13 protein-coding genes are annotated in these 15,278 nt (G+C 69.3%); 4 read left to right on the plus strand and 9 right to left on the minus strand.

Features of this window, described 5'->3' with window-relative positions; all coding sequences use genetic code 11:
• Window positions 1-666: thiolase family protein (locus VGC56_RS06520; RefSeq protein WP_464124071.1), on the minus strand; the 666-nt coding region annotated here is incomplete at its 3' end.
• Window positions 667-741: 75 nt separating this feature from the next.
• Here VGC56_RS06520 and VGC56_RS06525 point away from each other — a divergent pair.
• Both VGC56_RS06525 and VGC56_RS06530 read left to right on the plus strand, forming a co-directional pair.
• Complete coding sequence (locus VGC56_RS06525; protein WP_464124072.1) at window positions 742-978, plus strand: DUF6356 family protein; 237 nt, start codon at window positions 742-744, stop codon at window positions 976-978.
• A 147-nt stretch (window positions 979-1,125) separates the two neighbouring features.
• On the plus strand, window positions 1,126-3,180 hold the full coding sequence (locus VGC56_RS06530) for a TonB-dependent receptor (RefSeq protein WP_464124073.1): 2,055 nt from the start codon (window positions 1,126-1,128) through the stop codon (window positions 3,178-3,180).
• A gap of 15 nt (window positions 3,181-3,195) precedes the next feature.
• On the opposite strand, the gene cysQ is transcribed toward VGC56_RS06530, so the two are convergent.
• The 3 genes from cysQ to VGC56_RS06545 all read right to left on the minus strand — a co-directional run bounded on the left by cysQ (window position 3,196) and on the right by VGC56_RS06545 (window position 6,027).
• Complete coding sequence (gene cysQ, locus VGC56_RS06535; protein WP_464124075.1) at window positions 3,196-3,969, minus strand: 3'(2'),5'-bisphosphate nucleotidase CysQ; 774 nt, start codon at window positions 3,967-3,969, stop codon at window positions 3,196-3,198.
• Window positions 3,966-4,811: an S-formylglutathione hydrolase gene (fghA, locus tag VGC56_RS06540; protein WP_464124076.1), complete on the minus strand. Its 846-nt coding sequence runs from the start codon at window positions 4,809-4,811 to the stop codon at window positions 3,966-3,968. Before fghA ends, cysQ begins: the two co-directional genes overlap by 4 nt.
• Before the next feature lie 103 nt (window positions 4,812-4,914).
• Window positions 4,915-6,027, minus strand: a complete 1,113-nt coding sequence (locus VGC56_RS06545) for an S-(hydroxymethyl)glutathione dehydrogenase/class III alcohol dehydrogenase (RefSeq protein ID WP_464124077.1) — start codon at window positions 6,025-6,027, stop codon at window positions 4,915-4,917.
• A 110-nt stretch (window positions 6,028-6,137) separates the two neighbouring features.
• On the opposite strand from VGC56_RS06545, the gene VGC56_RS06550 reads away from it, so the two are divergent.
• Complete coding sequence (locus VGC56_RS06550) at window positions 6,138-7,274, plus strand: MFS transporter (RefSeq protein ID WP_464124078.1); 1,137 nt, start codon at window positions 6,138-6,140, stop codon at window positions 7,272-7,274.
• On the opposite strand, the gene VGC56_RS06555 is transcribed toward VGC56_RS06550, so the two are convergent.
• The 5 genes from VGC56_RS06555 to VGC56_RS06575 form a co-directional block, all read right to left on the minus strand.
• Window positions 7,261-8,853 (minus strand): phytoene desaturase family protein, encoded by a 1,593-nt coding sequence (locus VGC56_RS06555; RefSeq protein ID WP_464124079.1) that lies wholly within the window; start codon window positions 8,851-8,853, stop codon window positions 7,261-7,263. The two genes, VGC56_RS06550 and VGC56_RS06555, sit on opposite strands and share 14 nt — an antisense overlap.
• A 33-nt stretch (window positions 8,854-8,886) precedes the next feature.
• Window positions 8,887-10,950 (minus strand): acyltransferase family protein, encoded by a 2,064-nt coding sequence (locus VGC56_RS06560; RefSeq protein WP_464124080.1) that lies wholly within the window; start codon window positions 10,948-10,950, stop codon window positions 8,887-8,889.
• A gap of 1 nt (window position 10,951) precedes the next feature.
• Window positions 10,952-12,241: a homogentisate 1,2-dioxygenase gene (hmgA, locus tag VGC56_RS06565; protein ID WP_464124082.1), complete on the minus strand. Its 1,290-nt coding sequence runs from the start codon at window positions 12,239-12,241 to the stop codon at window positions 10,952-10,954.
• A 207-nt stretch (window positions 12,242-12,448) separates the two neighbouring features.
• Entirely contained in the window at window positions 12,449-13,144 is a 696-nt protein-coding gene (locus tag VGC56_RS06570; protein WP_464124083.1) for an endonuclease/exonuclease/phosphatase family protein, read from the minus strand.
• A 76-nt stretch (window positions 13,145-13,220) separates the two neighbouring features.
• Entirely contained in the window at window positions 13,221-13,541 is a 321-nt protein-coding gene (locus VGC56_RS06575) for a GPW/gp25 family protein (protein ID WP_464124084.1), read from the minus strand.
• A 281-nt stretch (window positions 13,542-13,822) separates the two neighbouring features.
• Here VGC56_RS06575 and radA point away from each other — a divergent pair, with 281 nt between their 5' ends.
• Window positions 13,823-15,193 (plus strand): DNA repair protein RadA, encoded by a 1,371-nt coding sequence (radA, locus tag VGC56_RS06580; protein ID WP_464124085.1) that lies wholly within the window; start codon window positions 13,823-13,825, stop codon window positions 15,191-15,193.
• The last annotated feature ends 85 nt before the right edge of the window (window positions 15,194-15,278 follow it).

Genomic DNA, 15,278 nt, shown 5'->3' on the forward strand with positions numbered 1-15,278 from the left:
TTCGAGGGTCGCGTCGAAGCGTATGCCTTCGTCGACGTCATGGGTCGCTTTGCTGCCGTCGGCCAGGGTCACCGCGACCGGCACAATCTCCTCGGCGAAGGCGCCGGCCTCGGTCGCCGCCCTTGCGCGCTGGTGGCTGCCGAGCGCGAAGGCGTCGAGTCGCTCGCGCGCATAGCCATATTTCTCGGCGATCATCTCGGCGCCCATGAACTGGCTGAAGAAGGGCACGCCATATTTTTCGGTGACGCTTGCCGGGAAGGGCGTGAAGCCCTTGTCCGCGACCATCGAAAGGCCCATCGGCGCCCGGCTCATGCTCTCGACGCCGGCGGCGACGACCACGTCCTGCGTCCCCGACATCACTGCCTGGGCGGCGAACTGGATCGCCTGCTGCGAGGAGCCGCATTGGCGGTCGATGGTCACGGCGGGGACGGAGGTCGGGAGGGAAGAGGCCAAGACGGCGTTGCGGCCGACATGGAAGGCCTGCTCGCCGGCCTGGCCGACGCAGCCCATGATCACGTCTTCGATCGCCGCCGGGTCGATGCCGGCCCGCGCGACGAGGGCGTCGAGCACCTCGGCGGCCATGTCCGCGGGGTGCCAGTCGCGCAGCGCGCCGCCCCTTTTGCCCCCCGCGGTGCGCGCCGCGGCGACGATATAGGCTTCGGCCATGTTTCTTGCTCCTCCGGGCGCAGGTTAAGGCGGGTTGTGCTGGCGGGGAAGGGCGCGGTGCGCTAGGAACTCGTCATGGCAACGAAACGACGCGTGTCCCACCTCGACGAGGTCGGCGAAAGCTATGGCGAGCATTTCGGCCACGCCGCCGGCTTCGGCGTCGCGATGATTGCGGGCGGCATCGCCTGCATCGTCCACGCCATCTTCCCCTCGCTGTTCGCGACGGCGGGGAGCGACACGGTGCGGCGCCTCCACGGCACTTTGTGCAAGCGCGCCGACAAGCCCAATTGGGAGCGGCACCCGATCATTTGAGCGGCGGTAAAGCTGTCCGGCGGCGGACAGTCTCGATGTCCAAATTCGGACGGATCGTGGGCTGAAATAGCACCCGCCTCTCTGCTACAAATGTGGCGTGCTTCTTGCACTTCCTCTTAGAAGGCAGCGCGTTGAAGGGGATATTGCGTGCGTTCGAAGGTGCGTCTGACCGCCGCGGCGGTCTTGTTGGCGGGGTTTGGATCGGCGGCGGCGGCGCAGACGCAGGGGGCCGGCGGCCGTACAATCTACGAGGCCGATTATTTCCGCACCTTTTCGCCGTCCAACGCGCTGCAGATCGTCCAGCGCGTCCCCGGCTTCACCCTCGACACGGGCGACAATTCCGTGCGCGGCTTCGGCCAGGCGGCGGGGAACGTCGTCATCAATGGGCAGCGGCCGAGCTCCAAGGCCGACACGCTCGACGTCATCCTCTCGCGCATTCCGGCGAGCCGGGTGGCGCGGGTGGAGATCGGGCCGGGCGACCTGTTCGGATCGGAATATTCCGGCAAGGCGCAGGTGCTGAACCTGGTGCTGACCGCGCAAGGCGGCCTCGCCGGCGCGTTCACCGGCACGCTGCGCCGCGACTTCCTCGGGCGGCTCTACCCGGAGGGGAGCGTCTCGGCGCTGCTCCGCCGCGGCGCCTCGACGTTCAATCTCGCCGTCGGCGTGAACAACAATGCGACGGTTGAGGAAGGCTATGATACGCTGAAGGCGCTGCCCGGGCTGGCGCTCGTCGAATATCGCCGCAAGGTCAATTATACGAGCGACCCCAACGGCTTCGTCTCGGGCTCGTGGGAATATAATGGCGGCGCCAACAAGACGGCGCACCTCAATGCCCGCACGGCGCTCGACCTGTTCTCGCTGACGCAGACGAATATTGTCATCCCCACCGGCGGCATCACCCGCAACGACCATCTCACCGAGCGCTACCATCGCCACGAATATGAGCTCGGCGCCGACGTCACCAGGCCGTTCCTCGGCGGCGGGCTGAAGCTGATCGGGCTCGCGACGCGGCGGCACCGCTTGTTCAAGGATTTGTCGCTGAACCGGGTGAACAGCGCCATCGTCGACGGCTTCGGCCAGACGCTGGACGACGAGCGCGACGAGACGCTGGCGCGGCTGGTGTGGACGCGGCCGAAGCTGCTGGGCTGGGACGTGGAAGTGGGCGCGGAAGGGGTGGTCAATCGCCTCCGCTCGGACGTCGACCTGTTCGAGATCGCGCCGGGCGGGACGGGGAAGATCCCCATTTCGCTGCCGATCGACCATGCCATCGTCACCGAGCATCGCGCCGAGGCCTTCGTCAACGCCAGCCGTGCGGTAACCAGCAAGCTGCGGATCGATCTCGGCCTCACCTACGAGGCCTGGCGCCTCACCGTGGCGGGGGACGCCAAGGCCGAACGCACGCTCCGCTTCTTGAAGCCCAAGGCGGTGTTCGACTGGCGGCCCGGCCATGGCTGGCACGCCCAGCTGTCGGTGCAGCGCACCGTCGCCCAGCTCCAGTTCGAGGATTTCATCAGCTCCGCCGAGCTCACCACCAGCCGGGTCAACGGCGGCAACGCCAATCTCGTCCCCCAGCGGGCGTGGGAGGTGCTCGCGACGCTCGAGCATCCGGTGCTGGGGGATGGGCTCTTGAAGCTCGAGGGCGGGTACCAGCGCATCCAGCTGGTCCAGGACCGGGTGCCGACGCCGGAAGGGTTCGACGCGCCGGGCAATCTCGGCGACGGCTCGGTCTATATCGCCAAGGCGCGGCTCGACGCCCCGCTCAAGCGGTTCGGCATCAAGGGCGGCCGCTTCTCGGCCTATGTCTCCTATATCGGCTCGTCGGTCGGGGACCCCTACACCCACCGGCAGCGGCAGTTCTCCGGCTATTCCGACCTCGTCGTCGACATCAGCTTCCGCCAGGATCTCGGCAAGTTCGCCTGGGGGGTGGAGGCACAGGGCAACACGCCCGTTACCTTCTACCGCTTGGACGAGCTCGACCGGAACAGCAGCGCCTGGCCCTATGTCACCGCCTTCGCCGAATACCGGCCGGACAAGCGCACCAGTTTCAACTTCAGCCTCGACAATGCGACGGGAATCCCCGCCTTCCGCAACCGGCTGTTCTTCGAGCCGAGCCGCAGCAATCCGGTGCCGAGCCTGCTGGAGCACCGCTACCGCACTCGGCACATCATCCCGGCGCTGACCTTCAAGCGCAGCTTCGGCTGAGGGGGCGGGGCCGGCTCAGCGGCCCCAGGCGATGAAATTGGGATTGAGGAAGGCGCGGTCGGCATTGCCGTAGCGCAGCGAGCCCGCCTCGCGGCCTTCGCCGTCGAGAGCGAGGACCCGGCCGCCCGCCGCCTCGAGGATCGCCTGGCCGGCCGCCGTGTCCCATTCCGAGGTGGGGCCGTAGCGTGGATAGACGTCGGCCAATCCTTCGGCGACGAGGCAGAATTTGAGCGACGAGCCGGACGGGACATAATCGATGATGCCAAGCCCGGCGTTGCGCTCCGCGGTGCCGGCGGCGGCGTGGTTGCGGCTGCCGATTCCCGTAAGGCCGTGGGCGGGAGGCGGCCGGGTGGCGATCGCCTCCGCCCCGCCATGGCCCGTTGCCTTGTGCGCGCCCTCGCCGCGGGCGCCGTAATAAAGCAGCTTCGAGTCGGGCGCGTAGATGACGCCCGCGACTGGCACGCCCTCCTCGACGAGGGCGATGTTGACGGTGAACTCGCCGTTGCGCTGGAGGAAGCCCTTGGTGCCGTCGAGCGGATCGACGCAGAAGAACAATTGGCCGAGCTCGGGGATGCGGCCGGCGCAGGCCTCCTCCTCAGCGAGCACCGGGATGTGCGGAAAGGCGCGGGCGAGGCGCTCGAGGATGATCAGCTCGGCATGGCGATCAGCGATGGTGACGGGCGAGCCGTCCAATTTCTCCTCCGCCTCGCAGCCCTCGACATAGAGCCGCTCGATCTCCTCGCCCGCCGCGAGCGCCGCCTCGATCATCGGGGGGAGGGGCGACGTCATGACGTCAGCCTTTGAGCGTGCCACCGCAGATGGTCCTCCATGAAGGTGGCGATGAAAGAGTAAGAGTGGTCGTAGCCTTCCTGCAGGCGGAGAATGAGGGGGATGCCGGCGTCGCGGCAGGCGGCGTCGAGCAGCTCGGGCCGCAGCTCCTTTTCCAGGAAGCTGTCGGTGCCGCCCTGGTCGACGAGGATCTCCGGGACGCGCGCCCCGTCCTCGATCAGCGCGACGGCGTCGTGGCGGCGCCAGGCGGCGCGGTCGGGGCCGAGATACCCGGCGAGCGCCTTTTCCCCCCACGGCACCTGCGACGGCGCCACGATCGGCGCGAAGGCGGAGACGCTGCGATAGCGGTGCGGGTTGCGCAAGGCGAGGGTGAGCGCGCCGTGGCCGCCCATCGAGTGGCCGGTGATCGCCTGACGGGTGGGGTCGATGGGGAAGCTCTGCTCTAATAGGCTTGGAAGTTCATCCGCTATGTAGCTGTACATGCGAAAGTTCTTCGCGAACGGGTCCTGCGTCGCATCGACATAGAAGCCGGCGCCCTGGCCGAAATCATAGGCCGGATCGTCGGGGACGCCGTCGCCGCGCGGGCTGGTGTCCGGCGCGACCAGGGTCACGCCGAGTTCGGCGCAGACGCGCTGGTAGCCGCCTTTCTCCATCACATTGGCATGGGTGCAGGTGAGGCCGGAGAGATACCACAGCAATGGCAGCTTCGCTCCGGGCACCTCGGCCTGCGGGGGCAAGTAGACGGCGAAAGTCATGTCCGTGCCGGTCTCGCGGCTGGCATGGCGGTAGACGCCCTGCGTGCCGCCGAAGGATTTGACGGTAGAGAGCGTTTCCAAGGTCATTCGTCTCCTCTCGTCATCCCAGCGAAGGCTGGGATCCCAGGGAGAAACGGCACCGAGCCCTTCACCCGCTGGGGCCCCGGCCTGCGCTGGGGCGACGTGCGTCTCAATACACCACCACGCTGCGGATGCTCTCGCCGGCGTGCATCAAATCGAAGGCGCGGTTGATGTCGTCGAGGGGCATGATGTGGGTGATGAGGGGGTCGATTTCGATCTTGCCGTCCATGTACCAGTCGACGATGCGCGGCACGTCGGTGCGGCCACGGGCCCCGCCGAAAGCGGAGCCTTTCCAGACCCTTCCGGTGACGAGCTGAAACGGCCTCGTAGCAATTTCGCGCCCCGCCTCGGCCACTCCGATGATCGTCGAGACGCCCCAGCCGCGGTGGCAGCATTCGAGCGCCTGGCGCATGACGTCGGTATTGCCGGTGCAGTCGAAGCTGTAATCGGCACCGCCGTCGGTGAGGTCGAGGATCGCCTGCACAACCTTGTCCGCGCCGACTTCGGCGGGATTGATGAAGTCGGTCATGCCGAACGCCTCGGCCATGGCACGCTTGCCCGGATTGACGTCGATGCCGACGATTCGGTTCGCGCCGACCAGCCTGGCGCCCTGGATGACGTTCAAACCGATGCCGCCGAGGCCGAACACCACGACGTTCGACCCCGGCTCGACCCCGGCGCTCCAGATCACCGCGCCGACCCCGGTTGTTACGCCGCAGCCGATGTAGCAGATCTTGTCGAACGGCGCGTCCTCGCGGACTTTCGCGACGGCGATCTCCGGCATCACCGTGAAGTTCGAGAAGGTCGAGCAGCCCATATAATGGTGGATGGTCTCGGAGCCGAGGCGGAAGCGGCTGGTGCCGTCCGGCATCAGGCCCTTGCCCTGGGTGGAGCGGATGGCGGTGCACAGGTTCGTCTTGCGGCTGAGGCACGATTTACACTGGCGGCATTCGGGCGTGTAGAGCGGGATGACGTGGTCGCCGACCCGCACGGAGGTGACGCCCGGCCCGACCTCGCGAACGATCCCCGCGCCTTCGTGGCCGAGGATCGAGGGGAAGATGCCCTCCGAATCCTTGCCCTCGAGCGTGTAGGCGTCGGTGTGGCAGACGCCGGTCGCCATGATCTCGACCAGCACCTCGCCGGCCTTGGGGCCGTCGAGATCGACCTCGTGGATTTCGAGCGGCGTGTTCGGCGCGACGGCGATCGCGGCTCTGGTCTTCATTGCGTCCCTCGGTCAGATGCGGCACCCGGTTCGCCTCCCATGCGCGATGCATTCGGGGAGGACAAGGAGGCCCCGCCATCGTACGCAGTCGCCCCGCTATGCCGCGAACGGTGTGGGCGCTGGGGCTGGTCAGCCTGTTCATGGATCTCTCGTCGGAGATCGTCCACGGCCTGCTGCCCTTGTTCCTGACCGTGACCCTTGGCGCGAGTGTCGCGACCGTGGGCATGATCGACGGCATCGCCGAGGCGACGGCGTCGATCTCGAAGGTCTTTTCAGGGTGGCTGTCGGACCGGATCGGGCGGCGGAAGCCGCTGATCCTGCTGGGCTACAGTCTCGCGGCCCTGTCCAAACCGCTCTTCCCCCTGGCGGGGAGCGCGGCGGCGGTGCTTGTGGCGCGTTTCGCGGACCGGATCGGCAAGGGCATACGCGGCGCCCCGCGCGACGCACTGATCGCCGACGTGACGCCGCCCGAAATCCGCGGACGGGCCTTCGGATTGCGGCAGGCGATGGACACGGCCGGGGGCTTTGCGGGGCCCTTGTTGGCAATCGTGCTGATGGCTCTGTTCGCGAACGACATCCGCGCCGTCTTCTGGGTGGCCGCCGCGCTGGCGTGGCTCTGCGTCGTCTGCGTTCTCGTCGGAGTCGAGGAGGCGCCCCGGGCGCCCGGGGGGGTGCGGGCGCCGCCTATCCGCCTGGGCGACGTGCGCGATTTCGACCGCGGCTTCTGGGCTGTGACCGGGATCGGGATCGTCTTCACGCTCGCGCGCTTCAGCGAGGCGTTCCTGATCCTGCGCGCCGCGGCGGCCGGCCTTCCGCTGGCGCTGGCGCCGCTGGTCCTGGTGGCGATGAGCCTCGTCTACGGCGTCGGCGCCTACCCCGCCGGCGCGCTTGCGGACCGACGGCCTGCACGGGTTCTGCTCGCCTGGGGCCTCGTCGCCTTGATCGGCGCCGATGCGTTGCTGGCATGGGGGCGGGGGCTGCCGGTGATCTTCGCCGGCATCGGCCTGTGGGGCGCGCACATGGCGCTCACCCAGGGACTGCTCGGCAAGCTCGTCGCCGACGCGGCCCCGGCGCGCCTCCGGGGCTCCGCCTTCGGCCTGTTCAACCTGGCGACGGGCCTCGCCATGCTGTTCGCCAGCCTGCTTGCCGGACTGCTGTGGGAGGCAATCGGCCCATCCGCGACCTTTCTCGCGGGCGGCAGCTTCGCGGCGCTGGCCTTGCTCCTGATCCTGGTCAGGCGCGCATGATCTTCCTTCTGTCGGCGAGGATCGCCTGCGCCGCGTTGTGCCCCGGCGCGCCGGTGACGCCGCCGCCGGGGTGGGCGCCGGAGCCGCACAAATAGAGGCCAGCGAGCGGCATGCGATAGTCGGCGTGGCCGAGCATCGGGCGGGCGGAGAAGAGCTGGTCGAGGCCCATCTTGCCGTGGAAAATGTCGCCGCGCGGGATGCCGAAGCGCTGCTCGAGGTGCCAGGGCGAAAGCGCCAGGCGTCCGACCACCGAGGCTTTGAAGCCCGGCGCGTAGCGGTCGACGTGGGCGATGATGTGATCGGCCGCCTCGTCCACCCGCGCTTCCCAGCCGCCGTCCACGTCGTAGGGGAAATGCTGGCAGAACAGGCTGGCGACGTGGCTGCCCGCGGGGGCGAGGCTGTCGTCGAGGGTCGAGGGGATCAGCATCTCGACGATCGGCTCGCGCGCCCAGCCTTCGGCCCGCGCACTGGTGTAGGCGCGGTCCATATAGCCCAGCGAAGGGGCGACGATGATCCCCGCGGTGAGATGGTCGCCGGGCTCCGGGAGCGAGGTGAAGCGCGGCAGCTGCGACAGCGCCACGTTCATCCGGAATGTGGCCGATTCGGCGCCCCAGCCCGCCATGCGCCGGGTGATATCGGCGGAGACGGCGCCGTCGGGCACCAATTCACCGAAAAGGTATTTCGGGTTGACGTTCGCGACGACCGCTTTCGCCCGGTAGGTCTTCCCGCCCGCCACGGCACCGGCCGCGCGGCCGCGTTCGACGATGATCTCCTCCACGGCTGCATCGAGGACGATCTCCACGCCCGCCTCGCGGCAGGCCTTCGCCATCGCCTGCGTGATCGCGCCCATGCCGCCGATCGCGTGGCCCCAGGCGCCCGGCACCCCCGCCGCCTCTCCGAACAGATGGTGGAGGAGGACGTAGGCCGAGCCGGGGCTGTACGGGCTGGCATAATTGCCGACGACCGCGTCGAAGCCGAACAGAGCCTTGACGATGTCGGTCTTGAAATAGCGGTCGAGTATGTCGCCGGCCGATTTCGTGAAGAAGTCGAAGAGGTTGCGCTGCTCTTCCGCGTCGAGTCCGCGGACGCTGTTGCCGAGCTTCAGCGCCGCCAGCACGTCCGAGAGCCCGCCGCCGGCATTGGGCGGCGCGCGCAGGATCCAGTCCCGAAGGATCCGCACCACCGCCTCGAGCGCCTTCGAATAGGCGTCGTAACCGTCGGCATCCTTCGCGGAATGCCGCGCAATCTCGCGCCGGGTGAGGCCACCACGGCCGGAGAGCAGATGGTCCGCGCCGAGCGTCGGCAGGAAATTGTCGATCTTGCGCAGCACCACCTTCAGCCCGTGGCGATGGAGCCCCATGTCCTCGATCACCCTGGGGTTGAGCAGGCTCACCGTGTAGCTCGCGGTCGAATTGCGGAAGCCGGGGGCGAATTCCTCCGTGATCGCCGCGCCGCCCACGACCGCGCGCCGCTCGAGCATCGTCACCTTCATGCCGGCGCGCGCCAGATAGAAGGCGCAGGCAAGGCCGTTATGACCAGCGCCGATGATGAGGACGTCGGTGTCGTGCGGAGGGCTCATACGCCGGGCCTACAGCAATCCCGCGAGGGGCGGCTAGTCCGCCGGCGGGTGTGCAGCTGCAGGGCCCTGCCCCGGAAGCAGGCCCTGGCGATCGTCCTTTGCGGCCGGCCTCCCGCCGATCCGGGGCGCGTCCGCGGCGGCGGTGAAGCTCGGCAGCAGCAGCCGGTTGGCGAGCGGCATGAGGTGGTCCTGGTCCCGGAATAACCAACGGCCCGGTCGACCGGCGCTGCAGGGGTCGCCGGGGCAGAGGATGGGGAAGGGGTCCCACAGGACCGCATTGGGAATCGGCGCGGCGAGGGCGCGGATTTCGGCCAGCACCGGCGCCCGCCGCTCCAGCAACGCCCCGCGTGCCACCTTGAAGCCGGCGCTGCAGACCGGGTTGGACCGGTTGAACCAGTCGGTGCAGCGATTGGGGGGGCTCGCGAAGACCGGCTTCGGCGCTTCCAACACCAGCCGGGCCCCCGTCGCGGCGAGCGCAGACAGCAGGCGGATGGATTGCCGCCATCCCGCTCGGCGTTCCCCCGCCGAGAGCGCCGGATCGCCGGCGTGGCCCAGGTGGAGCGAGGCCATCAGCACGACGTCGCCCGGCCCGGCGGCTTGCGCGACCTGCCTCACCGCCGTCGCGTGAAAGCGCGCGCAGTCGCGGAGGCGCGATCCCGCCAGGGCGAGCGGCGGGAACTCGCAGCCGAGGCTGTAATAGATGACGACTCGCCGCCCTGTACGGGCGGCATATCGTCCGGTCATCGGTTCGTAGGCGGCGGCATGCGAGTCGCCGATGACGAACAAGGTCGAGCGATTGCCGCCGCAAGGCTGCCAGCCCTCGACGACCGCGTCTCCGAGGCGGCTCCGCGGCACGGCCCGCACGCATCCGCCGTCCGGCGGCGGCGGGGCACGATCGAAATCGGAAATGCCGCCGAGCTGCGGGTGGACCGTGAACAGCAACGCTGCCGTCACGGCGCCGGCGACGAGGGCAACCGGTCCCGCGACGAGTGCCTGGCGGCGGGTCAGCGCGCCGGAGCGGAAGGCGTTTCGCACCGGCCGCTCGACGAAGCGATAGGAGAGCGCGGTTGCGGCGGCGATCGCGAGCAGTGCGGCGGCGAGCTTGGCTGGCGTGTCCAGCCCGAAAGTCCACCGCATCAGCGCCAGCACGGGCCAGTGCCACAGATAGAGGGAATAGGAGAGGAGACCGATCAGGACCGGCCCCCGCGCAGCGAGGAGGCGAGTCGGCCAGGAGGCGCGGCGTGCGCAGGAAAGCGCCGTCAGGCCCATCGTGCCGCCGACCGGCAGGACGAGCGGCGGGATGTGAAGATGCGGCCCCGGCGCGCGGACCAGGAACCAGGCGAGGGCAAAAAAACACAGGGCCCAAAGGAATCCGGCGGCCGACTTCCCGAGCCTGCCGAGCGGATCGAGCCAGAGTGGCATGGCAAGGCACAGGACCACCCCCGCCCCCAGCTCCCAGAATCGCGTCGGCATCAGGTAGAAAGCCAGGTTCGGAGCGCGCGCCGAGAGCGCGGCATAGGCAAGGAGAGAGCCCAGCGAGGCGAGGGCGACGACGGCGAGCGCGCGCCACGGCACGGTCTCTCGACCGGGATCGCGGCCGACGAGCCACAGGATGAGCGGGAAGATCAGGTAGAATTGCTCCTCCACGCCCAGCGTCCAGGTGTGGAGGAAGGGGTTCATCGCCGATCCCGGGTCATAATATCCGGTGGGCGCCTGCGTCAGCTGGAGGTTCGCGGCCCCGAAGAAGGCCGCTGCCCCCGTCCCCGCGCCGGCCCAGAGGAGACTGCGCTCCGAAACGAACAGGACGGCAAGCAGCCAGGTGCAGAGCAGCATGACGAGCAAGGCGGGGACGATGCGGACGAGGCGGCGGGCATAGAAGGTGGCGATGCCGGCGCGCGCTCCCGCGCCCTTGGGGCCCGCCATCGATGCCGTCACGACAAAGCCGGAGATGACGAAGAAGACGTCGACACCGCCCGAGCCGCCGGGCAGAAGCTGTGGCCGGACGTGGAACGCAAGCACCGACAGGACGGCAATCGCGCGCAGCCCGTCGATGGCGGGCACATAGCCGAGCGGCTCCAGCGCGTGCGCGGTCTTCACTTCAACGCGGCAGCCGCGCCTTCGGGAAGCCGCCCCAGGCCGCGTCGTAATCGCACTGCAGCGCCCCCCCTTCCATGGCAAAGCGGGTCGGGCGGAACGGCCAGCAGCTTTCGACCATGAAGGCCATACTGCCCTCGATCCGGTGCGGCTTGAGCTCCGCCTCGCTCGCGCCTTTCCAGCTCGCGACGTCGGGGCCGTGGCCCGACATGAGGTTGTGGAGCGAGAGGCCGCCCGGCGCGAAGCCGTCCGCCTTGGCGTCATAGGCGCCGTGGATGAGGCCCATGCACTCGCTCATCACGTTGCGGTGGAACCAGGGCGGGCGGAACGTATCCTCGGCCACCATCCAGCGCGGCGGGAAGATGACGAAATCGGCGTTGGCCCGGCCTGGCGTCTCGGACGGGCTGGTGAGGACGGTGAAGATGGAGGGGTCGGGATGATCGAAGCTCACCGTGCCGATCGTGTTGAAGCGGGCGAGGTCGTATTTCCACGGTGCGAGATTGCCGTGCCAGGCGACGACGTCGAGCGGGCTGTGGTCGAGGTTGGTCGTCCACAGGCGGCCAAGATATTTCTGGACGAGCTCGACCTCGCCCTCGGCGTCTTCATATTGGGCGACGGGGGTCAGGAAGTCGCGCGGGTTGGCGAGACCGTTGGAGCCGATCGGTCCCAAGTCCGGCAGCCGGAACAGCGCGCCGTGATTCTCGGCGACGTAGCCGCGGGCGTGGCCGTCGGGGAGGGCAGCGCGGAAGCGGACGCCGCGCGGGACGAGGCCCACGTCGCCGGGCGCGAGGTCGAGCCGGCCCATCTCCGTGAAGAGGGTCAGCCGCCCCTCCTGCGGGACGAACAGCATCTCGCCGTCGGCGTTGAAGAAGCAGCGGTGCTGCATGTCGCGATTGGCGCGATAGACGTGGACCGCGCAGCCCGACAGCGCCTCGGGTCCTCCGTTGGCCATCATCGTCGCCATGCCGTCTATGAGGTCCGCGGGCTCCTCGCCGATCGGGGGCGGGTCCCACCGCAGGCGGTTGGGCGCCAGCGGGTCGTGGAGCGAAGCGGCGGTGAACAGCGGCGCTCCTTCGTAGAGCCGGTAAGGCGGGTGCTCGGCCGAGGGCCGCATCCGGTAGAGCCAGGAGCGCCTGTTCTCCGCCCGCGGCGCGGTGAACGCGGTGCCCGACAATTGCTCGGCATAGAGGCCGAAGGCCGGCTTCTGCGGCGAGTTGCGCCCCTCCGGCAGCGCCCCCGCCACCGCCTCCGTCGCGAAATGGTTGCCGAAGCCCGGCATGAAGTCGCTGGTCATGGCAGGGTGATAGCCAAGCCGCCCCTCGAAGGCGAGGGGAGGGGAGGGGACCCAGTCCTCCCTGTGAGGCGAAGCCTCATGGGGAGGGGGATCACCCGCAGGGTGGGGGAGGGGCCTTGCCCGAGTCCGTAAGGCCCCTCCACCGCACTTCGTGCGGTCCCCCTCCCCATCGGCTACGCCGACAGGGAGGACGAGAGGCTTGCCGCTCTACCGCGGGTCGAGCACCGCCCAGACGGGGAAATGGTCGCTCGCCTTGCGGGCGGTGGTGGACTGGTGGACGCCGCAGTCGGCGATGGCGAGGTCGCTCGTCACCATGATGCGGTCGAGCTGGACCACCGGCCGGCGGGTGTGGAAGCTGCGCCCGCATTCCGCGAAGGCGAGGCGGGCGGCGAAATCCCTGAGGCAGCCGCCGCGGGTGCTCCATTCGTTCAGATCGCCCATCAGCACCGTCGGCATCGGCTCGCTGCGGCTGTCGATGTGGGCGAGGATGGCTTTCGCCTGCCGCCGCCGCCACAGCCCCGACAAATCGAGGTGCATCCCGACCACCCGCAGCACCGCGCCGCCGAGGCGAAGCTCCGCCACCACCGCGCCGCGCGGCTCCAGGGAGGGGAGGTGGAGGATCTCGGTCGCCGCGATCTCCACCGCCTTTTTCACCAGCAGCGCGTTGCCGTGCCAGCCGATCGAGCCGTCGCGAGTCTCGAACGACACCGGCTTATAGTCGCTATGCTCGTCGATCATGTGCGGCGGGATCGCGCTCGCCCGCGTGCCGAAGCGCCGGTCGGCCTCCTGCAGCGCCACCACGTCGGCGTCGAGCTCGCAAAGGACGGCAAGCGTCCGCTCCGGCCGACGCCGCCGGTCCGTGCCGATCGCCTTGCGCATATTGTAGCTTGCGACGCGGATCATCTGGAGGGGCTTCGCATCATTACAGCCCCGCCCTTAGCCGGGGCTGCCGGGCAAAGCCACGCCCCCGCCACGCACCTCAGCCGTGGCCGTCGCGGAGCTTGCCGAGCTGATGGTCGAGCGCCCGCACCACCTTCTTCGCCGCGCCGATCACCGCCCGGTCGACACTGGTCCCCTCGTCGATCGCGGCGACGGGCGGCAGGCCGTTGACCCGCGCCTCGATCGAGGCGCGCAGGTCCGCATTGCCGCCCTTGTTGCCGTTCAAATCGGAGACGTGGACCTCGACGTCGGTGATTCGCGTCTCGAAGCGGGCGAGGCGCTGGCGGATCTGCTCCTCGAGCCGGCTGTCGCGTTCGTTGTCGCTGGGGACCTGGTTGTCGGCGTGGATCTGGATGAACAAGGTTACTCTCCAATCGGGACTGGCACCGGGAGAATGCGACGGGAGCCGGTAAGTTTCCTCGTTACGGCACGATTGTCCCTTCTGCCTCCCCGGCGCGAAGCGACGGGGAGGGGGCACCGAAGGTGGTGGAGGGGTAGGGGCCGGGGTGCGGGGGGTTCGAGTCTCATATTGAGCGGCGCGCGAATACCCCTCCACCAGCTTCGCTGGTCCCCCTCCCCATCTATCGATGGGGAGGCAGTAGCGACTTCCCACCGGCTGAAATTCCCGCTACCCCCCATCCCATGGCCAAACCAAGAACACGCTACGTCTGCCAGGGCTGCGGGTCGGTGCAGGGGCGCTGGCAGGGGCAGTGCCCGGATTGCTCGGAGTGGAACAGCCTCGTCGAGGATGCCGGCGCCGTCGTCACGCCCTTCTCGGCGCGGCACAACCTCCGGGGCGGCGGCCGGGCGATCGCGCTGGTCGGCCTCGACAAGGAGGTACCGCTGCCGCCGCGCGCCTCGACCGGGATCCGCGAGTTCGATCGGGCCCTGGGCGGCGGCATCGTCGCCGGCTCCGCCATCCTGATCGGCGGCGATCCCGGCATCGGCAAGTCGACCCTCTTGCTCCAGGCGGCGGCGAAGATCGCCGTCCGCGGCCTCGCCGTCGCCTACATTTCCGGCGAGGAGGCGACCGACCAGGTGCGGCTGCGCGCCCAGCGCCTCGGCCTCGGAGCGGCCCCCGTGAAGCTCGCCGCCGCCACCTCCGTGCGCGATATCCTCACCACCTTGGGGGAGGGGCCGCCGCCGGCCCTGCTCGTCATCGATTCTATCCAGACCATGCATTCGGACCTGATCGAGGGCGCGCCCGGCACGGTCAGCCAGGTCCGCGCCTCGGCCGGCGAGCTGATCCGCTACGCCAAGGAGAGCGGCTGCGCCCTCGTCCTCGTCGGCCACGTCACCAAGGACGGCGCCATCGCCGGCCCCCGCGTGCTCGAACATATGGTCGACACGGTGCTGAGCTTCGAGGGCGAGCGCAGCCACCAATACCGGATCCTGCGCGCCGCCAAGAACCGCTTCGGCGGCACCGACGAGATCGGCGTCTTCGCAATGGGCGACGGCGGGCTGGACGAGGTCGGCAACCCGTCGGCGCTGTTCCTCACCCATCGCGGCGAGGCGGTGCCCGGCGCCGTCGTCTTCCCGGCGCTCGAAGGGACGCGCCCCGTCCTCGTCGAGATCCAGGCGCTTACCGTCCGCCTCGCCAGCGGCGCCACGCCGCGCCGCGCCGTCGTCGGCTGGGACGCCGGGCGACTGGCGATGATCCTCGCCGTGCTCGAAGCCCGCTGCGGCCTCAGCTTCTCGACCTGCGAAGTCTATCTCAATATCGCCGGCGGTTACCGCGTCAGCGACCCCGCCGCGGACCTGGCGGTGGCCGCGGCCCTGGTCTCGGCCCTGTCAGAGCGCCCGGTCCCGGCCGAGGCGGTGGCTTTCGGCGAAGTCGCCCTCTCCGGCGAGCTGCGCCCGGTCTCGCACGGCGCCCTCCGCCTCAAGGAATCCGCTAAGCTCGGTTTTGAACGCGCGATGGTCCCGGCGTCCCTCAAGGCGGAGAAGGGGAGCATGCCGCTGACGGGCTTCCGCACCCTGCGCGACCTGGTGGACCACCTGCTGGGGCGGTGATCCTTGCCTCCCCATCCGCAGGATGGCGAGGGGGGTGTAGGCGGGTCGGGAGTCCGGGGGACTGCCGAGACCCGGAACCGGCTGC

The sequence above is a fragment of the Allosphingosinicella sp. genome (assembly GCF_036403745.1).
Lineage (GTDB): Bacteria > Pseudomonadota > Alphaproteobacteria > Sphingomonadales > Sphingomonadaceae > Allosphingosinicella.

Coding starts and splice junctions, on each gene's coding strand:
- VGC56_RS06570 (WP_464124083.1), bottom strand. CDS start 13,144: ATGATCCGCGTCGCAAGCTACAATATGCGCAAGGCGATCGGCACGGAC.
- VGC56_RS06545 (WP_464124077.1), bottom strand. CDS start 6,027: ATGAAGACCAGAGCCGCGATCGCCGTCGCGCCGAACACGCCGCTCGAA.
- hmgA (WP_464124082.1), bottom strand. CDS start 12,241: ATGACCAGCGACTTCATGCCGGGCTTCGGCAACCATTTCGCGACGGAG.
- cysQ (WP_464124075.1), bottom strand. CDS start 3,969: ATGACGTCGCCCCTCCCCCCGATGATCGAGGCGGCGCTCGCGGCGGGC.
- radA (WP_464124085.1), top strand. CDS start 13,823: ATGGCCAAACCAAGAACACGCTACGTCTGCCAGGGCTGCGGGTCGGTG.
- VGC56_RS06525 (WP_464124072.1), top strand. CDS start 742: ATGGCAACGAAACGACGCGTGTCCCACCTCGACGAGGTCGGCGAAAGC.
- VGC56_RS06555 (WP_464124079.1), bottom strand. CDS start 8,853: ATGAGCCCTCCGCACGACACCGACGTCCTCATCATCGGCGCTGGTCAT.
- fghA (WP_464124076.1), bottom strand. CDS start 4,811: ATGACCTTGGAAACGCTCTCTACCGTCAAATCCTTCGGCGGCACGCAG.